Genomic DNA, 26,490 nt, shown 5'->3' with positions numbered 1-26,490 from the left:
CTGGGGTGATGCGCGCTCGAATCCCACGCAGCAGCCATCGCAACAGACCCAGGCCCAGCTGGGTGGGACGTGGTGACTTGCGCCAGCAGGATCTGGTGAGTCGCTCCCGCCGGGCAGCTCGCTGGCTGCAGCCGGGGCTGGTGGTGAAGCGCTGGATGCTCACGTCGGGAATCGGCCTGCTGCTGGCGCTCCTTGGCGCGGCTGTGTGGGCCGATCTGCAACCGATTTATTGGTTGTTGCAGGCGATCCGCTGGTCGCTGCAAAACGTCACCCAGATCCTGCCGCGGGAGATCACCGGCCCGCTGGTGTTGCTCGTGGGCGGCGGCCTGATCTGGCTGGGCCAAAGCCGCAGCTTCGGCACGATTCAAAAGGCGCTTGCTCCGGAGAAAGACACCCTTCTGGTGGATGCCCTGGCGGCCAAGCGGCGGCTCAACCGCGGCCCTTCGATCGTGGCCATCGGTGGCGGCACTGGCCTTTCCACCCTGCTCAGCGGCCTGAAGCGCTACAGCAGCAACCTCACGGCGATCGTCACCGTGGCCGACGACGGCGGCAGCTCGGGCGTGCTGCGCCGCGAGCTCGGGGTGCTGCCCCCCGGCGATATCCGCAACTGCCTGGCGGCCCTTGCCACGGAGGAGCCGCTGCTCACGCGGCTATTCCAGTACCGCTTCCGCGCCGGCACCGGCCTGGAGGGTCACAGCTTCGGCAACCTCTTCCTCTCCGCCCTCACGGCGATCACCGGCAGCCTGGAATCGGCGATCACCGCCAGCAGCCGCGTGCTCGCCGTGCAGGGCACGGTGGTGCCGGCCACCAATGCCGATGTGCGTCTCTGGGCTGAATTGGAAGACGGCCGCCGCATCGAGGGGGAATCCCAAATCGGCCATGCCACCAGCCCGATCGTGCGCCTGGGGTGCACACCAGAGCGGCCGCCAGCTCTGCCCCGCGCCCTCGAAGCGATCGCCAGTGCCGATCTGATCGTGCTCGGTCCAGGCAGCCTCTACACCTCCTTGCTGCCCAACCTGCTGGTGCCCGAGCTGGTGAATGCCATCAGCCGCAGCAAGGCACCCCGCCTCTACATCTGCAACCTGATGACCCAGCCGGGTGAAACCGATGGTCTCGATGTGGAAGGCCACCTACGGGCGATTGAGGCGCAGCTCGCCAGCCTGGGGATCCAGCAGCGCCTGTTCAATGCGGTACTGGCCCAGGAAGATCTGGGCGATTCCCCACTGGTGCACCACTACCGCCAGCGCGGCGCAGAACCGGTGACCTGCAACACCCGCCGTCTGCGCAGCCAGGGCTATGACGTGATGTTGGCGCCGATGCAGGGAGCCAGGCCGTCGTCAACGCTCCGCCACGACCCTCGCAGTGTCGGGGTGGCGGTGATGCGCTTCTTCAAACGCCAGAAGCAAGACGGCCGTAACGCCCTGACTCAGTAGGCGTCCTGCATTTCGTAGAAATCAGGCTGGACGTAGTCCTTACGCAGCGGGAAACCCTTCCAGTCTTCGGGCATCAGCAGCCGCTTCGGATGGGGGTGACCTTCGAAGCTGATGCCGAACATGTCGAAGGTTTCACGCTCCTGCCAATCAGCACCGCGGAACAGGCCATAGAGGCTGGGGATCGACAGCGCGCCGTCGCGGGGCAGAAACACCTTGAGGCGCACCTCTTCGGGCTTCAGCTCGGCGGCCAGGTGCTGGCTGGCATGGCACTGATCCGCCAAGGAGCCCAGCTTCACCAGGTGATAGAAGCTCACCAGTCGTCCACCGGGGCCTTCGTCGTAGCCGCCCTGGCATTGGAGGTAATCAAAGCCTGAGGCCTTCAAGGCTGCGGCAATGACCGGCAGGAATGGGGCTTCCACACCCAGCACTTCCACGCCGAGGTGATCCGGCTCGAGCAGCTCATGCTCAAAACCCTGGCTGCTCAGCCAGCGGCTCACCGGGCCGGGTTCGGGGGCCGTGAGGGTGGGTTGAGCGGTGTCCTCAGGCATGGCTCAGGCGGGGTTGGAGGCAGGAACGGCGGCAGGGCTGCTGGCCGCCACAGGCAGACCCGCGGCAGCAGCAAGAGCAGCCTTCTGGGTTTCGGCACGCAGGTAGCGGCCATCCACGATGGGCTCAACAGCCTTCATCTGATGGGGCACCGTGCAGTAGCGGTGGGTGGGCATCAGGTTGCCCCGCTCGGAAAGGGCTTCATTGCCCACCTTCTTACGCAGCTTGATCACCGCGTCAAAAATCGCCTCAGGCCGCGGAGGGCATCCGGGCAGATAAAGGTCGACGGGGATCAGCTTGTCCACGCCCCGCACGGCGGTGGTGGAGTCGGCGGAAAACATGCCGCCGGTGATGGTGCAAGCGCCCATGGCGATCACATATTTGGGCTCCGGCATCTGCTCGTAGAGCCGCACCAGCGCGGGCGCCATCTTCATGGTCACCGTACCGGCCACGATCAGCAGATCCGCCTGGCGAGGGCTGGAACGGGGCACCAGGCCGAAACGATCGAAATCGAAGCGGGAGCCAATCAGGGCAGCGAACTCGATGAAGCAGCAGGCGGTGCCATAGAGCAGCGGCCAGAGGCTGCTGAGGCGCGCCCAGTTGTGCAGGTCATCGAGGGTGGTGAGGATCACGTTCTCGGAGAGATCCGAGGTGACGCTCGGGGCAGCTACGGGGTTGCAGCTGGCGCTGCGCTGATCGCGCAGGGCACCGATGGAGAGGGCCTCGGCCATGCCGGAGGTGGCGGAAGGAGGGGTCATCTCAGATCAGCTCCACTCAAGGGCGCCTTTGCGCCAGGCATAGGCCAGGGCCACCACCAGGATGGCGATGAACACCAGCGCTTCGATGAAAGCCAGCAGGCCGAGGCGATGGAATGCCACCGCCCAGGGATAGAGGAAGACGGTCTCCACGTCGAAGATCACGAAGACCAACGCGAACATGTAGTAGCGGATGTTGAACTGGATCCAGGCACCGCCAATGGGCTCCATGCCCGATTCGTAGGTGAGATCCCGTTCACCCGTGCGCGACTTGGGCGACACGATCTTGTTGGTGACGAGCGCCAACACGGGCACAGCTGCTGCGATCAGCAGGAAGCCCAGAAAGGCGTCGTAGCCGGAGAGAACGAACACGGGCGCCAACTGCCCAACCGTGGCGGCAGTCTGGCATCCATGCCCCGGGCCTGGGTCGCCGGCCCAGCTTCCTAAAGTCAGGTCCACCAGCACTGCCACGCCGTGAGCGAGGACCCCATCCAGGATCAGGCCCCCGCCAACGAGCCCGAAGCGCCTGAGGCCGCATCGCCAGTTGCTGCCGATGCAGCCCCGGAAGCCCCCGTCGACGATCCCGATACACACCGGTTCGAATGCCGCAGCTGTGGCTTCGTGTACGACCCGGCGGAGGGGATCAAGAAACTGGCGATCGAGCCCGGCACACCCTTCAGTGCCCTCGATCCGGCCAGCTTCCGCTGCCCGGTGTGCCGCAGCCAGACCAAAGCCTTCAAAGACATTGGCCCCCGCAACAAGCCCAGTGGCTTTGAAGAGAACCTCGGCTATGGCCTTGGCGTGAATCAGCTCACCCCAGGCCAGAAGAATGTGTTGATCTTCGGCGGCTTCGCGCTGGCCATTGCCTTCTTCCTCTCCCTCTACTCCCTGCGCTGAGCACGGCATGTCGCGTTTCCTCTCCTCACTCGGCGCCCTGGCGCTCTCGCTGGTGCTGAGCCTCGGCCTGAGCGGCTGCGTCAGCAGCGGCCTTCCCGCCGCCAGCGCCAGCCCCTGGCAGCCGGTCGACATCCACACCAAATCCAACCCCCTGGATCTGGCCTTCACCGACAGCCGCCACGGCTTTCTGGTGGGTAGCAATCGACTGATCCTCGAAACCAACGACGGCGGCAGCTCCTGGCAGGAGCGCGCCCTCGATCTGCCGGAAGAGGAAAACTTCCGCCTGATCAGCGTGGATTTCGCAGGCGATGAGGGCTGGATCGTGGGCCAACCCGGCCTGCTGCTGCACAGCACCGATGGCGGCCAGAACTGGAGCCGCCTGTTCCTCGACACCAAGCTCCCGGGTGAGCCCTACCTGGTGACCGCCCAGGGCGGCAACCGCGCTGAACTGGCGACCAACGTGGGCGCGGTGTACCGCACCAACGACGGCGGCAACTCCTGGCAAGCCGAGGTGGAAGACGCCGCCGGCGCCGTGCGCGACCTGCGCCGCAGCCCTGACGGCCGTTACGTGAGTGTGAGCAGCCTGGGCAACTTCTTTGCCACCTGGAACCCGGGCGAACCCCGTTGGACCCCGCACCAACGGGTGAGCAGCCAACGCCTGCAGGCCATGGGCTTCCAGCCCGACGGCGCCCTGTGGATGCTGGCCCGCGGCGCCCAGCTGCGCTTCAGCCCTGAAGCCGACACCCCCGATGAGTGGAGCAAGCCGGTGGTGCCGATCGTGAACGGCTATGGCTACCTCGACATGGCCTGGGATCCCCAGGGCGACATCTGGACCGGTGGCGGTAGCGGCACCCTCCTGGTGAGCAGCGACGGCGGCAAGAGCTGGCAGAAGGATCCGGTTGGCGCCCAGCAACCCACCAACTTCATTCGCATTGCCTTCTTCGACGACGGCAAGGGCTTTGTGCTCGGCGAGCGCGGCTCCCTGCTGCGCTGGGTGGGCTAACAACGCTCTGTAACCAAGGCGGCAGCCCTATCCCGGCAGCCGCCTCCTCAGCCCTAGGATCACCCAGCTGAATGCTCGCTGCTCATGGCCGCCGGCTCAACGGGTGAACGCCCGTTCTTCGAAATCATCACGAGCATCCGTTACTGGGTGATCCATGCCGTGACCCTGCCGGCGATTTTCCTGGCGGGTTTCTTGTTCGTGTCCACCGGCCTGGCCTACGACGCCTTCGGCACGCCCCGCCCGGATGCCTACTTCCAGGCCCAGGACTTCAAGGCTCCCGTGGTGAGCCAGCGCTATGACGCCAAGGCTTCCCTCGACCAGCGCCTGAAATAAGCCATGACTCAGTCGACCGCCTCCACCACCCCCCGCAACTACCCGATCTTCACGGTCCGGTGGCTTGCCGTGCACGCCCTCGGCATTCCCACGGTGTTCTTCCTGGGTGCCCTGGCTGCCATGCAGTTCATCCGTCGCTGAGGTCTGACGTCATGCAACGCAATCCCAACCCGAACAACCTGCCGGTTGAACTGAACCGCACCAGCCTTTACCTGGGCCTGCTGTTCGTGTTCACCTGCGGGATCCTGTTCTCCAGCTACTTCTTCAACTGATCAGGAGGATCTGAGATGAGCGGCAAGAAATCCGGTCTGCCCGACGGCAGAATTCCCGATCGCCTCCCTGATGGCCGCCCGGCTGTGGCCTGGCGCTCCCGCTGGACCGAAGGCACCCTGCCCCTGTGGCTCGTAGCCACCGCCGGCGGCATGGCTGTGATCTTCGTGGTGGGCCTGTTCTTCTACGGCTCCTACACCGGCGTCGGTTCCGCCTGATCAGCACTGGTTTCGCGCACCAGACCGCGCGCCAAACCTCACAAGATCCAGGGGCCTCACGGCCCCTATTTTTTTGAGCTTCAGCGCGTGGAGCTGGCTCGAACTGCGGCCGCCTGCAATCGCTCAGGCCACAAGCTCCCGATCCACCTCCCGATACCAGCGGGCAAACGCATCAACGCCCTGCTCAATCGAGGTGGACGGACGGAAACCCACCCAGGCCTCCAGCGCCGAGGTATCGGCAGCCGTGGCCACCACATCGCCCGGCTGCATCGGCTGCAGATCCTGAATCGCCCGGCGACCGAGGGCCTGCTCGAGCACCTCGATGAAACGCAACAGCTCCGTGGGCTGGGCATTGCCGATGTTGAACACCCGATGGGGCACAGCGGCTGTGGCGGGATTGGGCTGCAGTGGATCGAAGAGGGGATCAGGGGTGGAGGGTTTGTCGAGGCAGCGGATCACGCCTTCTGCGATGTCATCGATGTAGGTGAAGTCGCGCTGCATCCGGCCATGGTTAAACACCCGGATCGGCTCACCAGCCAGGATGGCGCGCGCAAACAACATCGGTGCCATATCGGGCCGGCCCCAGGCGCCATACACCGTGAAAAAGCGCAGGCCTGTGGCGGGCAAGCCATAGAGATGGCTGTAGGTGTGGGCCATCAATTCATTCGCCTTCTTGGTGGCCGCATAAAGGCTCACCGGATGATTCACCGCGTGCTGCTCGGAAAACGGCATCGCTCGATTGCCGCCATACACCGAACTGCTGGAGGCATACACCAGATGCTCCACGCCGTGATGCCGGCACCCCTCCAGGATGTGGCCGAAACCCACCAGATTGCTCTGGATATAGGCAGAAGGATTCTCCAGCGAATAGCGAACCCCCGCCTGCGCCGCCAGATGCACCACCGCCCGTGGGCGATGGGAGGCGAACAACGACGCCATCGCGGCCGCGTCGTCGACGTCGATGGGCAGGAACTGGAAGCCCTGCGCAGCTTCAGGCCTCTGCTGGAGGCGCTCCAACCGGGCCTGCTTCAAAGCAGGGGTGTAGTAGCTGTTGAGGTTGTCGATCCCCAACACCGCCTCGCCGCGCTGAAGCAACGTCTCAGCAACCGCTGCACCGATGAAGCCGGCAACGCCGGTAATCAGAATGGGACGCTGCATGCTCAGGCTTCAGCCAATCGCTCGCGGAAGTAGGCGATGGTGGGCTCCAGACCCTGCTGCAAAGGAATGGTGGGCTGCCAGCCCAGTTGTTGCTGCGCCAAGGCGATCACCGGCTTGCGCTGTAGAGGATCGTCCTGGGGCAGGGGTTCACACACCAACTCCAAACCAGGATTGATGCGATCCCGCACCAATTCAGCGAGCTGGCGAATCGTGAACTCTCCCGGATTGCCGAGATTGATCGGCCCGGTGTGCTCACCATTCATCAGGCGAATCAATCCCTCCACCAGATCATCCACAAAGCAGAAGGAGCGGGTCTGCGAGCCATCGCCGTAGAGCGTGAGGGGCTGGGCACGCAGCGCCTGCACGATGAAATTACTCACCACACGGCCGTCATCCGGCAACATCCGCGGCCCATAGGTGTTGAAGATGCGGGCGATCCGGATCTGCGTGCCGTGCATGCGCTGGTAATCGAAGCAAAGCGTTTCAGCCACTCGCTTGCCTTCGTCGTAGCAGGCGCGAATGCCATGCGTGTTCACATTGCCCCGGTAGCTCTCCGGCTGGGGATGCACCTCGGGATCGCCGTACACCTCACTGGTGGAAGCCAGGAGGAGGCGAGCACCCACGCGGCGAGCCAGGCCGAGCATGTTGTAGGTGCCGAGGAAACTGGTTTTCGCCGTTTTGATCGGATTGTGCTGATAGTGCACCGGCGAAGCGGGGCAGGCCAAATGCCAGATCCGGTCCACCTCCAGCAGGATCGGGTCGGTCACGTCGTGGCGGATCAACTCGAAGCGCGGATGCCCCATCCAACGGGCCACGTTGACCTTGCGCCCGGTGAAGTAGTTATCGAGGCAAATCACCTCCTCGCCGGCTTCCATTAGCCGGTCCACGAGGTGGGAGCCCACAAAGCCGGCACCACCGGTCACCAGATTGCGGGTCAGCGAGGCGGGCATGAAGGAGGGTCTCCGATCAACCGATCTTGCCGTCGCCCACGCGCCAGAGCCGTAAACCGGCTGCACGCACCTGCTCCGGATCCACCACAGCGCGAGCGTCAAACACCCAGGCGGGCTGGCGCATCTGAGGGGCCAGCTCCGGCCAGGACAGCTGACGGAAGGCCTGCCACTCCGTGAGGATCAGAGCTGCATCAGCGCCGCCCACGGCATCCTCCACCGATCCCGCCAACTGCCAACGGCCTTCTCCCGAGAGACCGGAGCTGGCCGCACTCGGTGCGAGACCCAGATCCCGGGCAATCTGCTCAGGGGCAACCTTCGGGTCGTAGATCGCCAGATCGGCACCCTCTTCCAGCAGATCGCGGCAGATCCGGATCGCGGGCGCCTCACGGGTGTCGTTGGTATCGGCCTTGAAGGCAAAGCCGAGAACCGCCAGGCGCTTACCCGTCACGGTGCCGAACAGGTTGTTCACCACCAAGCGCGCAATGCGGTGCTGCTGCCAGGTGTTGAGATCGACCACGCTCTGCCAATAGGCCGCCACCTCATGCAGGCCGTAATGACCGCAGAGATACACCAAATTGAGAATGTCTTTCTGAAAACAACTGCCGCCAAACCCAGGTCCAGCTTTCAAAAACTTGGGCCCAATGCGTGAGTCGGTGCCGATCGCTCGGGCCACTTCACCCACATCCGCGCCCGTGGATTCACAGAAGGCAGCGATGCTGTTGATCGAGCTGATCCGCTGCGCCAGAAAGGCATTGGCGGTGAGCTTGGAGAGCTCGCTACTCCACAGATTGGTGCGCAGGATTCGCTCCTTAGGCACCCAATGGCCATACACCGAGGCCAAAGCCTCGATCGCCTGTGGGTCATCGCCGCCGATCAACACGCGATCGGGCTGCTCGAGATCAGCCACGGCGGTGCCTTCCGCCAAAAACTCGGGATTGGACAGCACCGAAAAGGTTTTGTGTTCCGGCACCGCCTCGGCCTCGCCCTGCGCCGCCTGGAGGATGGCCTGCACGGTGGCGGCGGTGCGCACCGGCAACGTGCTCTTCTCCACCACAATCGTGTGCCCCTGGGCGTGGGCCGCCACCGAACGGGCCGAGGCCTCCACCCAGCGCAGATCACTGGCTTGGCCCGCGCCAAGACCTTTCGTTTTGGTGGGGGTGTTCACCGACAGGAACACCATGTCGGCGGCAGCGATAGCAGCCTCCACCTCGGTGCTGAAGAAGAGGTTGCGACCCCGGCAACGCCCCACCACCGCGTCGAGACCGGGTTCATACACCGGCAACCGGCTGAGGTCGGCGTCATTCCAGGCGGCAATGCGCTCGGCGTTGAGATCCACCACCGTCACCTGAATGCCAGGGCAGCGGTCGGCAATCACGGCCATGGTGGGCCCGCCCACATAGCCAGCACCGATACAACAGATCGTGCGAATGGCGGGAACAGTGCCGGTCACGCGATCAGTCAAAACGGTGAGGGCAAACTAAGCGAAGCGCTGCAACAACTCCTCGGGGCTGAGCCGTTGTTCAGGCTCGGAAGCCTCACCGGCGGCTCCGCGCAAATCCTTCAACAGCACCACACCGGCCTCGGCTTCGCTGTCGCCGATCACCACGGCCCAGCGGGCACCGGTGCGATCCGCCCGCTTGAACTGCTTGCCAAAGGCTGCACCCGTGAGATCGAGATCGACCGCATGGCCGGCTTGGCGCAGCTGCCGGGCCAGCTGCAAAGCAAGGGGTTCAGCCTGCTCGCCGCGGCTCACCACGTACACCTCAGGAGCCGCAGCGGGGGCGGCACCAGCCTGTGCAAGCAAGATCGCCAAGCGCTCCATCCCCAGAGCCCAGCCGATGGCCGCGGTGGGGGGACCACCCAGCTGCTCCACCAACCCGTCGTAACGACCACCGCCACACACGGTGGCCTGGGCTCCCAACTGCGTGGAGGTGATTTCAAACGCGGTGTGGCTGTAGTAATCCAGGCCGCGGACCAGGCGTGGATTGAGCTGGAAGGGGATGCCCAGCAGCGTGAGGCCATGGGTCACGCGGGCAAAGCGATCGCGGCTCTCCGGGCTCAACGCCTCGGCCAGGGTGGGCGCATCGGTCAACAGCGCCTGGGTATCGGGGTTCTTCGAATCCAAGATGCGCAGGGGATTGCGCTGCAGACGATCCTGGGAATCCGGGTCCAATTGATCGGCGCGCTCGCTCAACCAAGCCACCAGCTGCTCGCGGTAGCGGGCTCGATCGTCGCTGCTGCCCAAGGAGTTGAGCTCAAGGGCCAACCCCTGCACGCCTAGGTCCGCCAACAGATCCCAGGCCACGGCGATGGCTTCCACATCGCTGCGGGGATCAGCAAAGCCCAGCATCTCGAGGCCGATCTGGTGAAACTGCCGCTGCCGGCCGGCCTGAGGCCGCTCGTAGCGGAACATCGGCCCGCCATACCAAAGGCGCTGCGGCCCCTGGCTCAGCAGGCCGTGCTGAATCGCAGCGCGCACCACCGAAGCCGTGCCCTCGGGCCGCAACGTGCAGCTGCGCTCGCCGCGATCGGTGAAGGTGTACATCTCCTTCCCCACCACGTCGGTGGCTTCACCGATGCCACGGGCGAACAGCTCGGTGGCCTCCAGCACAGGTGTGCGGATCTCTTCAATCGCCGCGCGGGCGAAGTGAGAGCGGGCCGTGGCTTCAATCCGCTGCCAGAGCGGGGCGGACTGGGGGAGTAGATCCACCATCCCCCGCAGGCTCTGCAGTTTGTCCACACCGGCTCTAGCGCTGCAGCCATCTTGCGAGATCGCGGGCAGCTGCCCTTAACCTCACAGTCTTCAAAGGGTCGGCGAGCAGGTTTGGCGCGTCTACTGATTACAGGCGGCGCAGGCTTCATCGGCAGTCACACCTGCCTGGTGCTGCTGGAGGCAGGCCATTCGCTGGTGGTGCTCGACAACTACGCCAACAGCTCCCCGGAAGCGCTGCGACGCGTGATGCAGCTGGCGGGACCAGGGGCCGAGGGCCGCCTGCAGGTGATCGAAGGCGACATCCGCCGCAGCGCCGATCTGGAACGGGCCTTTGCAGCGGGTGCTTCTACAGGAGCCGGACTAGACGCGGTGATTCACTTCGCTGGCCTCAAAGCCGTGGGGGAATCGGTGGCGCAGCCGCTTCGCTACTGGGATGTGAATGTGAGTGGCAGCCAACACCTGCTGGCGGCCATGGCCGCCCACGGCTGCCGCACGCTGGTGTTCAGCAGCAGCGCCACCCTTTACGGCTACCCCGAGACGGTGCCCATCCCTGAAAGCGCACCGATCCAACCGATTAATCCCTACGGCTACACCAAAGCAGCGGTAGAGCAGATGCTCCGTGATGTCGCCGCCAGCGAGCCGGGTTGGCGCATCGCCTCCCTGCGTTACTTCAACCCGGTAGGAGCCCATCCCAGTGGCCGCATCGGCGAAGACCCCAACGGCATTCCCAACAACCTGTTTCCCTTCATCAGCCAGGTGGCCGTGGGCCGGCGCGAGCAGGTGCAGGTGTTCGGTGGCGACTGGCCCACCCCTGATGGCAGCGGGGTGCGGGACTACATCCATGTGATGGATCTGGCGGAAGGCCACCTAGCCGCCCTGAAGGCCTTGCTGAGCGGCGGCGATCAGCTGCTGCAGCTCAATCTCGGCAGCGGGCAGGGTCACTCGGTGCTGGAGGTGATTGAAGCCTTTGGCCGTGCCTGCGGCCATGCCATCCCCTACGTGATCACACAACGGCGCAGCGGTGATGCCGCGATCACCGTGGCCGACCCCACTGAAGCCAAACAACAGCTGGGCTGGCAAACCAGGCGCAACCTCGACGACATGTGCAAAGACGGTTGGCACTGGCAGCACAGCAACCCCGAGGGTTATTCCGCATGACCAAGATCCAGCCGCTGCTGCAACGGGGGCTCACGGCACTGGACCCATGGCTCGATGCGGCGTTCCCCGCGGCCACGGCACTGATCTGCGCCAGACAACGGCTTGCCGGCTACAGCCTGTTGGTGATCTACCTGGCGCTGCGCTTGCTCCAACGCAGCGACAAAGAACCATGGCGCTGGATCTTGATCAGCCTGCTGATGGTGAATGCAGGACTGATCATTGAAGACCGCGACCTGAGGCCAGGAAGCGTCTCTGACTATTTGATTGTGGCCCTCAGTTTCGCCGCCGGCATGCATCGCACCCGGGAGCAATGGAATCGAGCTCTGGCCTGGATGGCGAGCTGCATTGTTCCTCTGCTGGCCCTCTCGCTGCATGCGGGGCCAGACATGATCCAGGGGGCCTCGTCCTTCACAGGCTTCAACATCAACAAACTCGGATTTCTCGCCGGCCTGCTCACGGTGATCGCCTACGGATGGCTGCGGCAAATGCAGTCACCCTGGTCAAGGGCTGTTGCCATTGGCGCGATCGCAATGGGCATCAGCGAGGTCATCCTCACCCAATCACGCGCAGCTCTGGCCGTTCCAATCCTCGCCATCGCGATCGACATTCTGGTCAGTCGCCGCTGGACCCTACGCCAACTTCTGATTACAGGGGTGCTGTGCACGGCCCTGGCATCGGGAGCCATCTACAGCTGGTATTTCAAGGCCGACACCACTTACAACCTTGCTACCGACTACCGGCTGGGCGAACTGAATCGGGTCCAGACCATCCAGTGCTGGTTCCAATCGACAAGCCAATCAGATCGTGGACTCTGGCTAGGGATGGGCTTTGGAAAACCTGCGCAGGAGCACTGCGGACCTGATGAGATTCCAAGCCTTCGCAAGATGGAGAAGGGCAAGGGTCTCCAGCATGCCCACAACTTTTATGCGCAGATCTTCGCGGAAACAGGACTGAGTGGCCTGCTCGTTGCGGTGGGCATGACCATTGCAGGCTTCCGCGCTGCCTGGAGACAACACCTCGCCAAGACCATGGTTGTTTCACTCCCACTGCTGATCTACATCACACTCACGGCGCTGGGCCTCACGTTCTGGCAGGTGATGATGATCAACCAAGTGCTGGCGGGCTTCAGCCTCGCTGCCCTCACCGCAAAGGAGCATGGCCCTGCTGCTGCAAACGCAGCCACTCCACAAGCACGGCCAACCTGAGCCTCCACACCAAACTGAGCAGCAACCCGCGCCGAAGCCAGCCAAGGGGCTGATAGCGGCAAACGCGCACGCTCTCAGAAACCAAGGGCCGCAGCGACTGAACCAGCACCTTCAGCCGCGCGAAGGAGTGATCGCCAGCCAACGACAAACGCCCACCCACAATGCGGCGCTGCTTGCGCACCAATTCATTCCAATCCCTAGCCGGGTGGCGCACAACGGCGGCACCCTCAAACAGGAGTTGGGCACCAGCCGCCACAGCGCGATGACAGAACTCACGATCACCGCCGGAGTGGGTGCGGCGATGGAAGCCTCCGAAATCCTGAAAGCAGGCCTGACTCACCAGCAAATTGGCCGTGACGCCAAAACCGGCACGACGCACCGTGCGCGCCTGATCAAAACCAAGGATTTGATCCAGTTGCTCACCAGCTGAGGGATGACCTGGCGCTTGCGGCTCCAGCACAATCCGCCCGGCCACGAGCCGTGGCGGCCGAGCGCGCCACTGCAGGGCCTGCACGCCAGCGGAGATCCAGTCGGGGTCGGGCTGGCAATCGGCGTCGGTGAAGGCCAGCACATCCACATCCCAACCCAACGCAGCTTGATTGCGCGCTCCATAGGAGCCGGGGTGACGGTGCGCGATCACCTCCAGAGGCAACGGGAAGCTCGGTTGGGAGGGCCAGTCGGTGGAGCCGTTGTCCACAACACGAACCCGCAACCGCTCTGGTGGGTAGCTCTGACGCGCCAGGGCTTGCAGACAGAGCTGCAGGCGGTGCCAGTCGTTGTACACCGGCACCACAATGCCAACCAGGGGTAGCGGCTCTGACGCAGCCATCAGCGACACTCCAACTCCTGCAAGCGCTCAGCGCGCAACTGGCGCAAACGCTCTCCGATGGCCGGGCCTGGACGCAGACCCGACGCCAACAAATCCTGAGCCGTTGTAGCGGGTTGCACATGCCGCCAGAGCAACCACCAGCGCAAGAGCGGCCGGCGGAACACCCCACCACAGGCAAGAGCCATGGGCACCACATGCTCAGCATCCGGCTGATGTTCGATCCACTCAGTCCACTGGGCCGCCATCCACAAGCGGATCTGGTCGGGAGACAGCGCAGCGGCATGGCGGCGCAGCTGCACCAAACCCTTCAGCCAGCGCTGGTGGCGATGAGGCACCTGCAGACGCTGGGCCAATGCGACAGGGTCATCCGCACAGGCGATCAACACGGGCAACAGCGGCAAACCCCAGCGGGTGGCCCGCCCCAACGCGAGGGGCCAGCGGCGATTGCGCTGGAGCCCGGGATCCAGCAACACCAGTCCACCCCAGGCCTGGAGGCGATCTAAAGCCTCATGCCAAGGCTCCCGATCAAGCATCAGCTCCAACTCCATCCGCAAGCGGGTGCCCAAGGCGGGAGGCACTGGCTGCGGGGGGGATCCAGGTCGCCATCCCCAGGGCCACGCCTGCAGCACGCGGCGCGCCTGCTCCAATGCACTGGGATCCAATTCAAAGCCGAGCCTGGCTGCGTAACGGGCTGCCCGAAAGAGCCGGGTGGGATCATCAACCAGGCTATTGGCATGCAACAAGCGCAAGCGGCGTGCGGCCAGATCCTGTTGACCGTGGTGGGGATCCAGCAGCACAACCCCATCGGACGCCGTTCCCAGAAGGAGGGCGATGGCGTTCACGCTGAAATCGCGCCGCGCCAAATCGTCATCAAGGCTGCCGAGGGAAACCTGCGGGTTCTCGCCCGGACTCGCGTAGCTCTCCTGGCGAGCTGAGGCCACATCCAGCAACCAGGTGTCGCCGTTGGCCAGCCGAAGCTCCACCTCCACGGTGCCAAAACTGCCATGTTCCCGAAAGGCACAGCTGCTGCCGTTCGGCAGCAGCGCCGGCAACCGCTCCACCAACGCCAACGCCCGGCCTTCGACCACCAAATCCAGGTCAGGCAAACCACGCCAAGGGTCACGGTGCTGATGATGCAGCAGCAGATCCCGCACGGCTCCGCCCACGAGCGCCAGCCGACGGCCCTCTGCCGCCTGCACGAGGGCTGTCAGCAATTCAGCTGGCACGTCGGGAATCTGCATCAACCGTCAGTCAGCCGGCAGAGAGCAGCGCGACAACTCACTGCGCAGGTCAGCCAGCCAGGGCTCCTGCACATGGAGATCCAGCAGCTCCGCGAGGGACACAGTCTCGGGCCAACGTTCGTCTGGAGGCGCAACAGCAGCACACATCGAAGCCGCATCCGGTCCGGTCAGACGCACACCGAAGGTGTCAGCCAACCATTCGAGATCCGCCTGGTGGCGCGACTGAATCAACGACTCCGCAGCCGGAGCCACCGCAACCGTTGTTCCAACAGCAGGGTCGCGCACACGCAGGCGAGCAAGCCGTCTCCAATTGGCCCACAGGACCCGGCTTCGGCTGAAACTTCCGTCAGGAGATTGAGCCGGGTAGCGCTGCATCAACTCCTGCATAGCGATGAGCTCCTCAGCGCTCACGGATTCATTCACACCGCTCGAGGCCTGTGCAACCGGTAAACGGTCAAAGCCTGCGAGCTGTGTACCGATGGTGTGACGAAGATCCTCCACAACACAACCGCGAAACAGCTGAGCCCGATCGAACGGGCGGACAATCAAGGCCTCGCCGAACACACTGCGCCATGCCTGCAGGCGCTGGCGAAAGCGATAGGTCCAACGCTGGGGCCGAAACCGGCGAAAATTGGTCGACAGCTTGGCGTGTTGCTGCAGTGCAGAGCGATAAAACGCCACAGGAGAGCGCACATAAGCAACCACAAGACAACGGGTCACGCCAAGATCAGAAACGTCGCGGCGCAGCTGGTCGATCAAGTCAGCACTGAAGGTCCAGAGGTATTCGCTGGACAGAAACACCGCCTGCGGCTGAGGGCGCCAACGAGGCTGAAGACGACGAGCCAGCAACTGGCGATAACGAGCTACATCGCGGTCAAACCGAGCAGGATTCGACTGCCGTCGTTGCGCCCAGACACGGGGCAAATCATCGGGCCCCTGGTAGAGCGCAGCAATGCAGCCTGCAGGCTCTGGCTTCCCGTAGGGGTTAGCGGGCAGCACGCACCACGGATCCGATGGGATGCGCCAACGCTGCGGCCGAATCGCTGACTGAATGGCTGAGGAACCGGTTTTTGGTGAACCGATATGCAGCACCAAGGTGGTCATAGGGGCTGAATCGGTGCCAAGCGCGGATCCAGGATTTTGGGTCCCATGCCCTCAAATTTCACCGCGATTGAGATCTTTTCACCACTACCGAACAGGTGGGTCACATGCCCCTCACCGAAGGAGCTATGCATCAATCGATCACCCACGGCCCAAACCTTGCTGGAGCCACCGGATCCACGACGCCGAACGGCATTGGCTGGCTGCGCCGCATCTCCGACAGATCGAACCTGCTCACTCTCAGCCCGATCCACGCGGGTGAGACGCTCCAAGCGGTTCTCACGCCTCAGAGCTGCCCCGCCACTGCGGGGAAGATCCCCCTGCACGAGTTCATCTGGAAGTTCCGAGAGGAAAACAGATGGCACAGCCGGCTCACGCATCCCGCCCCACAGCCGCCGTTCACTGGCGTGAGACAAAAACAAGCGTTCCTTGGCGCGGGTAATACCGACATAACAAAGGCGCCGCTCTTCTTCCATCGCCGCTGGATCATCCAACGAGCGGTAGCTGGGAAACAGGCCCTGCTCCAATCCCACCAGAAACACCACCGGGAACTCAAGCCCCTTACTGGCATGCAAGGTCATCAACGTGACGCGGTCCTGCTCCGTGTCTTTGCTATCGGCATCACTGGCAAGGGCGGCAGAGGCGAGGAAATCATCAAGCGACCCCTCCTCGTTTTCCTCCTGATACTGAAGAGCAGCATTCACCAATTCATTGAGATTGCGGCGTCGATCTTCAGCCTCGTCCGTACCAGCTGCAATCAACTCAGCCACATAACCGCTCTGCTCCATCACCACTTGCACCAACTCCGAAGGCGGCGCCGTTTCTGCACGGGCTTGCAACGAACGAATCAGCTCACTGAATTGCAGTAGGCCCTTCGCCGAACGCCCCCCCAAGGAGCGCACAGCCTCTGGATCACTCACCACATCCCAGAGGGGGATCCCAAGCTGATTGGAAGCATCACTCAGACGTTCAATCGTGGTCTTGCCAATCCCACGCTTGGGCGTATTGAGAACTCGCAACAGGCTCACCGTATCGGCCGGATTCACCAGCAACTTCAAATAGCCAAGGATGTCCTTGATTTCACGCCGGTCATAAAAGCGCAGTCCGCCCACCACCACATAAGGGATGCCCCAGCGCACCAGCGACTCCTCCATCGCACGGCTTTGGGCATTGGTGCGATACAGCACAGCCATGTCGCGCCAACCGAGATCTGGATTAGCAGCCTCCAACATGCGCATGCGATGCACAACAGCCTCAGCCTCGGCAATCTCGTCGTCACAACGGGTGAGGGTGATCAGCTCACCATCGCCACGGGTGGGCCGCAAAACCTTATCAATCCTCTCGGTATTATTCGAGATGAGCGCATTGGCAGCTTCAAGAATCGTGGCAGTGGAACGATAGTTTTCTTCAAGTTTCACCATGGTGCGCGTAGCATCATCCGGCGCACCGTCACCAAAGTCCTCCTGAAAACCCATCAGGATGGTGAAATCAGCCGCTCGGAAGCTATAAATACTTTGATCAGCATCGCCAACAACAAACACAGACCGTCCCTGCCACTCGCCAAAATCCGCTGGATCGCGACCATCGGCAACAAGGAGCTTGATTAGCTCATATTGAGTGCGGTTGGTATCTTGGTACTCATCCACCAACACATGCTTGAAGCGCCGGTGCCAGTAATGGCGCACCTCATCATTCTGACGCAGCAACTGAACAGGCAGCAGCAATAGGTCGTCGAAGTCAAGGGCATTGTTGGCAGCGAGAGCCCGGCGATAACGGCGATAGGTTTCAGCCATAAGTTTGCCGCGCTGTCCACCCGCGTCAGCTTCAAGCTGTTCAGGGATCCAACCTTGATTTTTTGCATTACTGATCGCCCAACGAACCTTTTTTGGTTCAAATCGCTTAGGGTCTAATCCAAGCTCCTGGGTCACAATCTCCTTAACCAGACTCTGCGTATCACCCTCATCGTAGATCGAGAATTGACGCGTCCAAGTCAGCCCTTCTGGATCACGGAATTTATCGATATCAAAACGAAGAAGACGAGCAAACAATGCATGAAACGTGCCAATCCAAAGGTCCTTGATGACGTCTCGATAAATCCTCGAGCGCAGCTGACGCTGCTCAACCGCAGGCAATGTGCTCCAGGGCTGACCAAACTGGCTCTGAGCTAACTTTTGGGCCAGGAGTAACTCCAGCCGCTCTTTCATCTCTCGGGCAGCCTTATTGGTGAAGGTGACTGCCAACAATTCAGCCGGATCCACACCATGCTGCCCAATGAGGTGAGCAATGCGATGGGTGAGAGCACGCGTTTTACCACTGCCGGCGCCCGCAACCACGAGCAGCGGGCCAACGTGGTGATCAACGGCACGGCGTTGAGCGTCGTTCAGTCCAGCCAGGAACCCCTGCGCCATCAAAGACCTTCTCCACCCAATTCGGACCCTACTCCCCTCATCGGGTTACCAGCGCCACGACGTGGCCGAAGCGACAGCAGGATCAGAGTGGAGACCATCGTAGATCGGTGCCAAACGATCTCTCAGCCTGGAGAGCTGCTCAGAGCTCAAGGCATCACCAACCCCAGGATTGAGTCGTTTATCGAAGACGGCCTCATACCGGGGAAGCCCAAGCCAATCACAGAGGCTATCCATGCAATCTTGATTGAACAAATCTTCGTAGATCAGAAAGCGGCAGCGCTCGGCTAGGCCCAAATCCCGCAATGTATTCAGCGTGTATCGATAGTCGGAACGAATGAAAATCGGATTGGATGCATCAACACGCTCCAGAAGATCATCAAGATCAACATGCTTATCGACACGTCGGCGCGCGTGGCGCAGATGGGAAGCCGCACGGTCGGTCGGATCACGCATGAGGAAAATGAATCGCACATCTTGCGTGAGCGATGCCATCTGCGTGTAAGCCTCGGGTGGCAGGTGCGCATACGAGGGCGAGATTTCACCGAAATGCAGCTCGGAACCAATCCGTTCGGCAAAGAAACTTAGATAGTCTTCAACAGCTGCAATACGACCCAACTGTGCGAGGGCACGCAGGCGGTCGAAACGCTCTTGCTCCGCATCAGTTTGATCGAGCCGAGGGGGCTTCACTCCAAAGGAAAGGACAATTCTCTCCATCCGCCAGATGCGGTAAGAGTTTCCGGGTTTATAGATATAGCTGGGATAAACAGGGTTATCGGGATAGAGAGAAGCAAAAGCATTCATCTCCTTAATCGGAGAATGAAAGAATTGGGGGTGACCACCCAAATAGTCTGAGAGCCAGGTCGTGCCAGACTTCATCGCCCCAAGCCCGAGCACGAGTTGGCGCTGTGGCAAAGGAAGCGGTGGGGGAGCCGGCTTGCCGCGGACCATCCGCTTGATCACGCTGCGCAGAGAATCGGGGACCATCGCCATCGAAAAATGTCGTCTTTAAAGAGTGCTTGTAGCACCTGTAATACCGGCAAGGAGGCCGGCATCGACAGCCTCACACTGCTGGTCAACAGCTTTCAGTGTGGCAAAAATCGCTGTAATACGAGAGCGATAGCGTTTCATTTGGGCACCAACCTGCTCCAAGGAACCATTCGCGACACCTGAGGTGAGGCGAACCACAGAAGCAGAGCCGAATTTGTACAAATGCCGGTCCGTCGAACGGGTCAACGCCTCGGGATGCCAGTCCAGCGGTGCCCATGCGCACCAAGGGCCAGGCACGCCGAGCCGGTTAAGAAGACTAGTCTTGTCGCGAACCCCATAGGGATAAGCCTCATCAAATTGCTCAGTCGCATCTGAGCGAAAACCGATCTGCGGCTCCTCCCGATGCGTGGGCGAGACATCGAGATCTTCCAGATCACACGCCTCCGCCTGACGACGCATGGGCACGATCAGATAAGGAACGTTGGGAGAAGCTGAGAGGTCTGACTGCAGTGCTTCAAAAACGGTATGAGTCAGGAAGCAACTCCCATCCAGAACAAGCGTCCAATCCGAACAGATTCTGCCCAGCGCTAATGCATGATTACGCGCACCATTAATATTCATCAGATAACGAATCTTCTCGCCACAAGCCCAAATTCGTTCGCGATCCTGGCAAAATGGATCTTTGACCTTAAATTCGGAAGACTGAAAATAGTCTAATCCGCCAAAGATCTCCGGGCGATAGCGAAGAGATCGATAAACATCAGGCTCAAACCCAATCACTTCACAAGAATGACCGGCCTCGCGAATGAGCTCAACGGCTTCATATTGAAGATCGAGATCAATAAATCGATTGAGGATAAAGAGCTTCCTCCATTCATGAGGATTAGATTCCCTTTGCAGAATGGTTTTGAGATTGGCGACAGCCTGGCCTGTCTGCTGCCTGGGGAACAAATCATTGCCGATGATCCGACAAAGAGTCACAGCAGGATGAGCATGCTGCTCAACCTGCTGTGAGTGATCACCTCTAGCGATGGTCCAACGGCGCTTGAATTCGCGCTCGGAACGGAACAGAGGTGAGCTGTACCAAACCTTGCGCACACGGGCCCGTGTGGGTAAAAGCTGGGTTAGACGGTAAGGAAGCCACATGATCAGCGGACAAACACACTGACAGCCCGCTTCAAGGAGGCTTTGATTCGACGTAATTGATTATAGGTGCGCAGAGAGATCGTTTCCACCGCGGGCACCGTAGTATTAGCGATATCCCGATAGACCTTGAGGCGATCACTCAGAAGAGACGACAATTCCGAATAGTCAACAGCATCCGGGTAGTCGGATGCATCGCCAAACAAGACTTGCCCAGCAACAAGCTGATAGCGTTGAACAACACGCGTATTGATCTGTTGATACCGCGCCTGAAATGCCTCCGCCTCTTTCTTTGCAACCGTACGAGTACGACCTGTGATCTCTGACTCGATGCGGCGCTGCAACCGACGATAGGCATCATTACGCATGCCTGAGGAAAACTGAACAGGGTAAATCTGATTCAGCGACGCAAGTATGTACTGAGCCTCAGCACTCAATGCTGAATTATGCCGGCCTGCCGAAGAAACTGGCAGCTGCACTTCAAGGCCCAGCAGTCGAAGCAAAACATCAACTGGACGATCTGCACCATAGAGGAAAACACTCAGGTCCGCGCCTGGCACACGCTCAAACCGGGCAAGAATGGACTCGAAGTCATAGAAGAACAGATCATCACTCAATGCTCTTTGGTCTGGAACGCTCAAAAAGTTAAACGGCGAGTAATTGACGAATACATTGAAGAACTCAGAATGGCCCGACCTCAAAATTGAACTAAAGCGACTGAGCGCCAATTGATCCTGCCGCCGCAAGAAAATCACAAATCGAATCGAATCAACATATTGATAAAGCAGTTCGACAAGCCTATCGACCTCGGAATCGGTTGATAGGCGACTGGAAATCAGCTCCGATGTAATCAGAAGTGTATGCCAATACGATGGAGCCCGTTGTATATCCGCGTCAAGATCAGCGAAGACACGCTGTCTAAACCGTTGTTCCGAAAGACCAGAGGCGAATAGATGGTGGCTCTTGATGTTATCAACTACACCTTCATCCAAGCAGGCAGAAACCAACTTGGTGTGATTGGGATAGCCAATCGAGGTTGGCATGATGATGCCAGAACTCTGAATGAGCTCACGATTGGAAGCAAGCCACCGCTGGATCGCCGTCGACCCGGTTTTTTCAAGACCGATATGAACAAGGGCGGTGCGCTTCATCATGCATCAATTATATGCCAGTCTGATCACGATCCAACACCTGCATCATGAGCTGCGTGCGCCCTCGATAACTGCAGTGCGTAGGCATCTGTTGCAGAGGAACAACAGCTTCATGTCGCCGGTCATCAGAGCTCAGCAAGCAATTTATCGCATCAATAAAATCGTGATCTGTACGACACAGACAGGCAAGTTCGGCATAGTCCTGCAGAGCCGGAAGCGCGGTTGAAACAATGGGAACCCCAGCCGCCATGTACTCAAAAAACTTCATCGGAAACATCGATCGGGTGTAGTCATTAATTGGGCATGGCAACAAAGCCAGATCAAAACCCCTCAAATAAAATGGCAGTTCTGCATAAGCCCTTGGGCCCAAACAGTGGACATTGGGATAGCTCTCCACCCGCTGCAGATCGGTTGACGGATCACCTTCTCCAAGCCTTCCGATCAAGATGATCTGACAATCAGGACGGGCTTCTGCCAACTGAGCCAACAGGTTGAAGTCGAGCTTATAAGCACTCACGGCACCGATGAAGCCAAGGCGTGGCCCCTCAGGCAAGGCAAGCAGTTCTGGCGCTATGGGCATGCTTGAATCACGGGCGCGAGCAAAGAAATCAACATCTGCAACATTCGAGTCGTATCGAATTCTGGAATTAAAAACTGAACGCGTGCGCAACAACTCAGGCGAGGTCACAAACACCTGATCACTGCAACGGCACAAGCGCTCTTCCTCTCGGGCGATCAACGCAGCTGGCATACAGGGCTGAGCCACAAGATCATCAACACAGTGATAAACCAGTTGTTGATAGTGGCACTGCGGCAATGTGATCAGCAACCCCGACAGCGGGTTATACGTCCAAAGCAAGTCTGCCTGAAGATGTAGGCAGCGGCGCCAAACATCAAGCCAGAATGCAAATAGCCAGCGGTTGCAAGCTCGTTTCCAGCCCGCATGAGCTGCGGGGATCAACAGGGGCGACCAAACCCAGAGGTTCTCAGCCACCCGACGAGGAGGCCTAAGACCCCGTCGCAACCGTCGCCAGATTCTTAGGAGATCCTGGCCCTCCAAGCGTGGTGGCCTCAGACCCACGGATTCCACATACAGCACACGGTGCCCCAGCTGGGACATGGCCATGGCTACATGCTGCTTATTCGTCCAGAAAGGATGATCCCAGTCAGCCGTTGCCAGCAAGACGACATCACGAGACCTGCTGGGGCGTAAGGGACCCTGGCTCATTCCTGCTGGATCGCGAAACGACCCTCGAGTTGGGTCAGATCCTTGAAACTATCGGAACGTTCCCTTAATTGGTCAAACGTGCCCGATGCCTTGAGGCGCCCAGCTTCAAATTCAAAGATCCGATCGCAACGCTCAATCGTTGATAAGCGATGGGCAATCACCACGGTGGTGCAGCGACGAGCCACAATTTCAAGCGCCGCAATCACTTCAGATTCCGTGCGGTTATCGAGAGCACTAGTGGCTTCATCCAACAGCAAGAACTCGGCTTTGCGGTAAAAAGCGCGTGCCAGAGCCAGGCGTTGACGCTGGCCGCCCGAGAGGTGCAAACCATCACGACCTACGGGTGTGTACAGGCCATAGGGGAGGCTCGCCACCACATCTTGCAGCTGAGCCGCTTCGAGAGCTTCCCAGACGCGATCCTGATCCACTTGCATCGGATCCTCTGCAAAAGCAATGTTCTCCAGAACACTGCCCCGCAAAAACGACACGATCTGCGGCACGTAGGCGCAACACGACTGCCAAGCCCGCAGATCGTCGGGCTCCACCACAAGACCATCAATCTCGAGGGCGCCTTGTTGCGGGGTGAGCAAGCCCAACAACAGATGGGCTGTGGTGCTTTTGCCACTGCCGGTGGAACCCACCAGAGCCACACGAGAACCGACTGGAATCGTGAGGTTGAGCCCTGAGATCACCGGTTCATCTCGACCTGGGTAGCAGTAGCTCACATCGTGCAACCGAATGGATCGTCGCGGCCTGATGCCCTCCGGACTGATCCCCGCTGACGCCAATCCAAGCGACATCCCTGTTGGCTCAGGCAGAGCCAGAAAACCGAGGACGCTGGTGAGATTCGGCAAGGATGCACGCAAGCGGGTGAGGGCCTTGAACAGGTCGTTCATGGCTGGGGTGATCCGCTGCGATGCCAGCGCGAGGGTGGCGAGGAAAGGGATGATCTGCTTGAGGTCACCAACGCTCCCCTTTCCCAAGAGAGCCGGCAAGGCGCCGAACGAGAAGATCAGAGTGATCCCGACAGGTTCGATGATTTGCTTGGGTAGATTAGGAAGAAAGTTATTGAGCGCTTCGACACGCTTTGCCTTTCGAGAATCCACGCCGAAGGCACGCTTGAAAAAAGGCTCTGCGGATGAGAGATGGATCTCACGAATCACGTTCATTGACTCGAAAAATCCCTGCTTCATGGCTGATGCCAAGCGCAGCTTCTGAGATGAGGCACGCCTGAGATAAGGCGTCAGCAACACAGAAAAACCGCCGTACGCAATGACCAGACAGAAAAACAGGGCCATCGCATACCAGCGACCAACATAGATAAGGCCAGCAAATAAGAAGAAAACCGTGATCAAGGACGACTGCAACTGCAGCAATGGCGAAAAGACACCCTTGACCACATGGGTCACGTTGGACAGCAGTTGTGTCGCCAACTTCTTGTCATTCTTGCCAATATGAAATTCGTAGGGCTGCGACAAAATGCGGGCATAGATCGTTTCCGTGAGCCACAGCCAAAGCTGGCCCGTCATCCGCTCCTGCAAGCCCAGTACAAGCAGTTTGGATAGTGATCGCAACCAGGAAAACAGGATGAACAGGGCGATCAGCCACAGGGCCTGATCCAACCGATCACCCTGGAGAAACGGCAACGACGGAATGCCTTGGCGCAGACGAGTGCCCAACAAGGTGGACATCATCCAGGCCACCACCGCAATCGATGCGGCATCGAGGATGCCTGGAACCACCGAGATCGGTAACAGAACAAGAATGCGGCGCCGCAAATGAGGCGGCAATTGCCCGGCCAACTGGACCACCTGCTGCAGCGTCTTGCTTTGAAGCTGCGCCATCCAGCCAGGCATCCTCTTCCTGATGACAAGCTATGCGGCCATGGCGAGAGGCGTCGCCATGAAAAGGCCAGCCAGCCAACCGATCGACCCAGGCATTCAGTGACCTGCCAAACCGATCGCGTGATCGTCGAGACGCAGCAGCTCATCAAACGTGGCGGATGAGCTCTGGAGCTCATCAACGGTGCTGTAGGCCCTGATGCCCCCATCCACCAACTCCACAATGCGATCGCAGCGACTCACCGTGCTCAGCCGATGAGCGACCACCAACGTGGTGCAGCGACGGCCCACCAGCTCCAACGCGTCGATCACTTCCGATTCGGTGCGGTTGTCGAGGGCACTGGTGGCCTCGTCTAGCACCAGGAAGCTGGAGCGGCGATAGAAGGCCCGAGCCAGGGCAAGGCGCTGCCGTTGCCCACCCGACAAACGCAGACCATCGTCGCCAACAGGGCTCTGAAGTCCAAAGGGCAACTGCGCCACAAAGTCGTCGAGACGCGCCGCCTCGAGAGCCTCCCAGACGCGGTGCTCATCCACCTGCTCCATGGCCTCGCCGAAGGCCACGTTCTCCAGGATCGTGCCGTGCAGCAAATGGATCGACTGGGGAACGTGAGCGCAGTTGGCCTGCCAGGCCGGCACTTCCAGATCGTCCACGGCAATGCCATCGAGCTCAAGCGCACCCTTCTGTGGGCTGAGCAATCCGAGCAATACATGGGCAGTTGTGCTCTTCCCACTGCCCGTGGTGCCGACCAGGGCCACGCGCGCACCAACCGGAATGGTGAGGTCCACCCCCTTGAGCACCCAGTCGTGGGACTGGGGGTAGCGGAACCACACATCGCGCAAGCGCACGAAATGACGTGGAGCCACTCCTGCAGGAGAAGGCACGCCAGGGGTGAGCAGGGTGGGGCGCTGCTCGGGCAACGACAGCAGCTCCACAACGTCCCCCAGCAAGGGCAGCGAGCCGCGGATCCGGGTCAGGGCGCGAAACGCGTCTTGCAGCGGTGGCGTCAACCGCAGGGCCGCCACTGAAATCATCGCCAGGAAGGGCAGGATCTGCTGCACCCGCTGGGGGTTACCACTGAGCAGCGCCGGAAGGGCCCCGATCGCAAAGATCACCGTGATGCCCAGCGGCTCAATCAAGCCCCGCGGCAACTCAGGCAACCACTCAGCCAACCAGATGCTCTGCCTGGAGAGCTCCGTGGAGCGCCCAAAAATCGATTGGAAGTGAGGCTCGCTGCTGGTGAGCTGGATATCGCGAACGGCATGGATGGATTCGAGCAACACCTGGGAGGAGCGGCTCTCCATCGCTACCCGCACGGAGCTGGCTGCCCGCAGCCGCGGGGTCACGCTCAGCGAAACAAGCACGTAGGCCAGCACCAACCCCAACACCAGGGCAACCGAGAGCCAGCGCCCCACCCACAGAATCCCGATGGACAGCAAGGTGATGGACGCCACCCCGCTGATCAACTGCAGGATCGGTGTGATCACATTCACCGCCAAGTGATTGAGATTGGCCAGCACCCGAGCGCTGAGCTCAGCCGAGCCCGACTCCAGATGGAACAGCAGCGGCTGCCTCAGCAGACGCGCATAGATCTGATCTGAGAGATCACGCCAAATCCTTGCGGCCAGGCGTTGCTGCCGCAGCCTCAAGGCGAGCTTCGCCGCCGACGCCAACCAGCAGGCCAACACGAATCCACCGATCAGCCAAAGGCTCTGATCCACTGCCTCGGAACCCGCCAACGGCTGAAGCCGGGTCTGCCCCACCAGCGATCCTGTGAGCTGGGCAATCAACCAGACACAGGCCAGATCCAAGGCACCAGGCAGCACCGATACGGGCACCAAGGCCTGCAAAGCCCTCAGACGCTGCTGCGGCAACAAGCGGAACAGCTGCCGCAGCTGGTCAAGAGTCCGGCTTTGCATAGGAG

General features: G+C 60.8%; 26 protein-coding genes. 9 read left to right on the top strand and 17 right to left on the bottom strand.

Annotated elements, in window-relative coordinates; genetic code table 11:
* Nucleotides 1-8: 8 nt before the first annotated feature.
* Complete coding sequence (gene yvcK, locus CB0101_RS09520) at nt 9-1,433, top strand: gluconeogenesis factor YvcK family protein (protein WP_029553171.1); 1,425 nt, start codon at nt 9-11, stop codon at nt 1,431-1,433.
* On the opposite strand, the gene CB0101_RS09515 is transcribed toward yvcK, so the two are convergent.
* Genes CB0101_RS09515 through CB0101_RS09505 form a run of 3 tightly spaced genes read right to left on the bottom strand, consistent with a single transcriptional unit; the run spans nt 1,427 to nt 3,106 of the window.
* The gene (locus tag CB0101_RS09515) at nt 1,427-1,981 is read right to left on the bottom strand and encodes an NAD(P)H-quinone oxidoreductase subunit J (RefSeq protein WP_010312208.1); all 555 of its coding nucleotides are present in this window, start codon (nt 1,979-1,981) and stop codon (nt 1,427-1,429) included. The two genes, yvcK and CB0101_RS09515, sit on opposite strands and share 7 nt — an antisense overlap.
* A 3-nt stretch (nt 1,982-1,984) precedes the next feature.
* Nucleotides 1,985-2,710, bottom strand: a complete 726-nt coding sequence (gene nuoB / locus CB0101_RS09510) for an NADH-quinone oxidoreductase subunit NuoB (protein ID WP_010312210.1) — start codon at nt 2,708-2,710, stop codon at nt 1,985-1,987.
* Between the two features lie 33 nt (nt 2,711-2,743).
* Nucleotides 2,744-3,106: an NAD(P)H-quinone oxidoreductase subunit 3 gene (locus tag CB0101_RS09505; RefSeq protein WP_010312212.1), complete on the bottom strand. Its 363-nt coding sequence runs from the start codon at nt 3,104-3,106 to the stop codon at nt 2,744-2,746.
* A 102-nt stretch (nt 3,107-3,208) separates the two neighbouring features.
* Between CB0101_RS09505 and CB0101_RS09500 the strand changes: the two genes are divergently transcribed.
* From CB0101_RS09500 to CB0101_RS09475, 6 genes are all read left to right on the top strand, one after another.
* On the top strand, nt 3,209-3,631 hold the full coding sequence (locus CB0101_RS09500; protein ID WP_010312215.1) for a rubredoxin: 423 nt from the start codon (nt 3,209-3,211) through the stop codon (nt 3,629-3,631).
* A gap of 7 nt (nt 3,632-3,638) precedes the next feature.
* Complete coding sequence (locus tag CB0101_RS09495; RefSeq protein WP_010312217.1) at nt 3,639-4,634, top strand: photosynthesis system II assembly factor Ycf48; 996 nt, start codon at nt 3,639-3,641, stop codon at nt 4,632-4,634.
* Between the two features lie 84 nt (nt 4,635-4,718).
* Nucleotides 4,719-4,967: a cytochrome b559 subunit alpha gene (gene psbE / locus CB0101_RS09490; RefSeq protein WP_010312219.1), complete on the top strand. Its 249-nt coding sequence runs from the start codon at nt 4,719-4,721 to the stop codon at nt 4,965-4,967.
* 3 nt (nt 4,968-4,970) lie between these two features.
* A complete protein-coding gene (psbF, locus tag CB0101_RS09485; RefSeq protein WP_010312221.1) occupies nt 4,971-5,108 on the top strand; it encodes a cytochrome b559 subunit beta in 138 nt (45 codons plus the stop codon).
* An 11-nt stretch (nt 5,109-5,119) separates the two neighbouring features.
* A complete protein-coding gene (locus CB0101_RS09480; RefSeq protein WP_010312224.1) occupies nt 5,120-5,239 on the top strand; it encodes a photosystem II reaction center protein L in 120 nt (39 codons plus the stop codon).
* A gap of 15 nt (nt 5,240-5,254) precedes the next feature.
* Nucleotides 5,255-5,455 carry a photosystem II reaction center protein J gene (locus tag CB0101_RS09475; protein WP_010312227.1) on the top strand — a complete coding sequence of 67 codons (201 nt, stop codon included), beginning with the start codon at nt 5,255-5,257 and terminating at the stop codon, nt 5,453-5,455.
* A gap of 123 nt (nt 5,456-5,578) precedes the next feature.
* Here CB0101_RS09475 and CB0101_RS09470 read toward each other — a convergent pair whose 3' ends face one another.
* Genes CB0101_RS09470 through hisS form a run of 4 tightly spaced genes read right to left on the bottom strand, consistent with a single transcriptional unit; the run spans nt 5,579 to nt 10,303 of the window.
* Nucleotides 5,579-6,613, bottom strand: coding sequence for an NAD-dependent epimerase (locus tag CB0101_RS09470; protein ID WP_010312230.1), 1,035 nt, complete (start codon nt 6,611-6,613; stop codon nt 5,579-5,581).
* Between the two features lie 2 nt (nt 6,614-6,615).
* Nucleotides 6,616-7,563 carry a UDP-glucuronic acid decarboxylase family protein gene (locus CB0101_RS09465; RefSeq protein WP_010312231.1) on the bottom strand — a complete coding sequence of 316 codons (948 nt, stop codon included), beginning with the start codon at nt 7,561-7,563 and terminating at the stop codon, nt 6,616-6,618.
* 16 nt (nt 7,564-7,579) lie between these two features.
* Nucleotides 7,580-9,013 (bottom strand): nucleotide sugar dehydrogenase, encoded by a 1,434-nt coding sequence (locus CB0101_RS09460; protein WP_071778165.1) that lies wholly within the window; start codon nt 9,011-9,013, stop codon nt 7,580-7,582.
* Nucleotides 9,014-9,040: 27 nt separating this feature from the next.
* Nucleotides 9,041-10,303 carry a histidine--tRNA ligase gene (gene hisS / locus CB0101_RS09455; RefSeq protein WP_010312234.1) on the bottom strand — a complete coding sequence of 421 codons (1,263 nt, stop codon included), beginning with the start codon at nt 10,301-10,303 and terminating at the stop codon, nt 9,041-9,043.
* A gap of 84 nt (nt 10,304-10,387) precedes the next feature.
* Between hisS and galE the strand changes: the two genes are divergently transcribed.
* Entirely contained in the window at nt 10,388-11,434 is a 1,047-nt protein-coding gene (galE, locus tag CB0101_RS09450; RefSeq protein WP_010312236.1) for a UDP-glucose 4-epimerase GalE, read from the top strand.
* A 182-nt stretch (nt 11,435-11,616) separates the two neighbouring features.
* Nucleotides 11,617-12,639 (top strand): O-antigen ligase, encoded by a 1,023-nt coding sequence (locus tag CB0101_RS09445; protein ID WP_168187974.1) that lies wholly within the window; start codon nt 11,617-11,619, stop codon nt 12,637-12,639.
* Here CB0101_RS09445 and CB0101_RS09440 read toward each other — a convergent pair.
* From CB0101_RS09440 to CB0101_RS09395, 10 genes are all read right to left on the bottom strand, one after another.
* Entirely contained in the window at nt 12,575-13,468 is an 894-nt protein-coding gene (locus CB0101_RS09440; RefSeq protein ID WP_029553173.1) for a glycosyltransferase, read from the bottom strand. The two genes, CB0101_RS09445 and CB0101_RS09440, sit on opposite strands and share 65 nt — an antisense overlap.
* Nucleotides 13,468-14,709 (bottom strand): CCA tRNA nucleotidyltransferase, encoded by a 1,242-nt coding sequence (locus CB0101_RS09435; protein ID WP_010312243.1) that lies wholly within the window; start codon nt 14,707-14,709, stop codon nt 13,468-13,470. The genes CB0101_RS09440 and CB0101_RS09435 overlap by 1 nt, the downstream gene beginning before the upstream one ends.
* 6 nt (nt 14,710-14,715) lie before the next feature.
* Entirely contained in the window at nt 14,716-15,813 is a 1,098-nt protein-coding gene (locus tag CB0101_RS09430) for a hypothetical protein (protein WP_010312245.1), read from the bottom strand.
* The gene (locus tag CB0101_RS09425; RefSeq protein ID WP_010312246.1) at nt 15,810-18,218 is read right to left on the bottom strand and encodes a UvrD-helicase domain-containing protein; all 2,409 of its coding nucleotides are present in this window, start codon (nt 18,216-18,218) and stop codon (nt 15,810-15,812) included. Before CB0101_RS09425 ends, CB0101_RS09430 begins: the two co-directional genes overlap by 4 nt.
* Nucleotides 18,219-18,263: 45 nt before the next feature.
* Nucleotides 18,264-19,178, bottom strand: coding sequence for a sulfotransferase (locus CB0101_RS09420; RefSeq protein ID WP_168187973.1), 915 nt, complete (start codon nt 19,176-19,178; stop codon nt 18,264-18,266).
* A gap of 45 nt (nt 19,179-19,223) precedes the next feature.
* Nucleotides 19,224-20,351, bottom strand: coding sequence for a hypothetical protein (locus CB0101_RS09415; protein ID WP_168187972.1), 1,128 nt, complete (start codon nt 20,349-20,351; stop codon nt 19,224-19,226).
* A 2-nt stretch (nt 20,352-20,353) separates the two neighbouring features.
* Nucleotides 20,354-21,499: a hypothetical protein gene (locus tag CB0101_RS09410; protein WP_010312252.1), complete on the bottom strand. Its 1,146-nt coding sequence runs from the start codon at nt 21,497-21,499 to the stop codon at nt 20,354-20,356.
* 10 nt (nt 21,500-21,509) lie between these two features.
* Nucleotides 21,510-22,493 (bottom strand): glycosyltransferase, encoded by a 984-nt coding sequence (locus CB0101_RS09405; RefSeq protein WP_168187971.1) that lies wholly within the window; start codon nt 22,491-22,493, stop codon nt 21,510-21,512.
* A gap of 230 nt (nt 22,494-22,723) precedes the next feature.
* On the bottom strand, nt 22,724-24,571 hold the full coding sequence (locus CB0101_RS09400) for an ABC transporter ATP-binding protein (protein WP_246833737.1): 1,848 nt from the start codon (nt 24,569-24,571) through the stop codon (nt 22,724-22,726).
* A 96-nt stretch (nt 24,572-24,667) separates the two neighbouring features.
* Nucleotides 24,668-26,485: an ABC transporter ATP-binding protein gene (locus CB0101_RS09395; RefSeq protein ID WP_010312259.1), complete on the bottom strand. Its 1,818-nt coding sequence runs from the start codon at nt 26,483-26,485 to the stop codon at nt 24,668-24,670.
* Between the last annotated feature and the right edge of the window lie 5 nt (nt 26,486-26,490).

The sequence above is a fragment of the Synechococcus sp. CB0101 genome, from assembly GCF_000179235.2.
Classification (GTDB): Bacteria; Cyanobacteriota; Cyanobacteriia; order PCC-6307; family Cyanobiaceae; genus Vulcanococcus.
Note: the sequence above shows the minus strand (reverse complement) of the source record. Positions and strands in the feature narration are given on the sequence as shown.

Coding starts and splice junctions, on each gene's coding strand:
- yvcK (WP_029553171.1), top strand. CDS start 9: ATGCGCGCTCGAATCCCACGCAGCAGCCATCGCAACAGACCCAGGCCC.
- CB0101_RS09515 (WP_010312208.1), bottom strand. CDS start 1,981: ATGCCTGAGGACACCGCTCAACCCACCCTCACGGCCCCCGAACCCGGC.
- nuoB (WP_010312210.1), bottom strand. CDS start 2,710: ATGGCCGAGGCCCTCTCCATCGGTGCCCTGCGCGATCAGCGCAGCGCC.
- CB0101_RS09495 (WP_010312217.1), top strand. CDS start 3,639: ATGTCGCGTTTCCTCTCCTCACTCGGCGCCCTGGCGCTCTCGCTGGTG.
- psbE (WP_010312219.1), top strand. CDS start 4,719: ATGGCCGCCGGCTCAACGGGTGAACGCCCGTTCTTCGAAATCATCACG.
- psbF (WP_010312221.1), top strand. CDS start 4,971: ATGACTCAGTCGACCGCCTCCACCACCCCCCGCAACTACCCGATCTTC.
- CB0101_RS09480 (WP_010312224.1), top strand. CDS start 5,120: ATGCAACGCAATCCCAACCCGAACAACCTGCCGGTTGAACTGAACCGC.
- CB0101_RS09475 (WP_010312227.1), top strand. CDS start 5,255: ATGAGCGGCAAGAAATCCGGTCTGCCCGACGGCAGAATTCCCGATCGC.
- CB0101_RS09470 (WP_010312230.1), bottom strand. CDS start 6,613: ATGCAGCGTCCCATTCTGATTACCGGCGTTGCCGGCTTCATCGGTGCA.
- CB0101_RS09465 (WP_010312231.1), bottom strand. CDS start 7,563: ATGCCCGCCTCGCTGACCCGCAATCTGGTGACCGGTGGTGCCGGCTTT.
- CB0101_RS09440 (WP_029553173.1), bottom strand. CDS start 13,468: ATGGCTGCGTCAGAGCCGCTACCCCTGGTTGGCATTGTGGTGCCGGTG.
- CB0101_RS09435 (WP_010312243.1), bottom strand. CDS start 14,709: ATGCAGATTCCCGACGTGCCAGCTGAATTGCTGACAGCCCTCGTGCAG.
- CB0101_RS09430 (WP_010312245.1), bottom strand. CDS start 15,813: ATGACCACCTTGGTGCTGCATATCGGTTCACCAAAAACCGGTTCCTCA.
- CB0101_RS09425 (WP_010312246.1), bottom strand. CDS start 18,218: ATGGCGCAGGGGTTCCTGGCTGGACTGAACGACGCTCAACGCCGTGCC.
- CB0101_RS09415 (WP_168187972.1), bottom strand. CDS start 20,351: ATGTGGCTTCCTTACCGTCTAACCCAGCTTTTACCCACACGGGCCCGT.
- CB0101_RS09410 (WP_010312252.1), bottom strand. CDS start 21,499: ATGAAGCGCACCGCCCTTGTTCATATCGGTCTTGAAAAAACCGGGTCG.
- CB0101_RS09400 (WP_246833737.1), bottom strand. CDS start 24,571: ATGGCGCAGCTTCAAAGCAAGACGCTGCAGCAGGTGGTCCAGTTGGCC.
- CB0101_RS09395 (WP_010312259.1), bottom strand. CDS start 26,485: ATGCAAAGCCGGACTCTTGACCAGCTGCGGCAGCTGTTCCGCTTGTTG.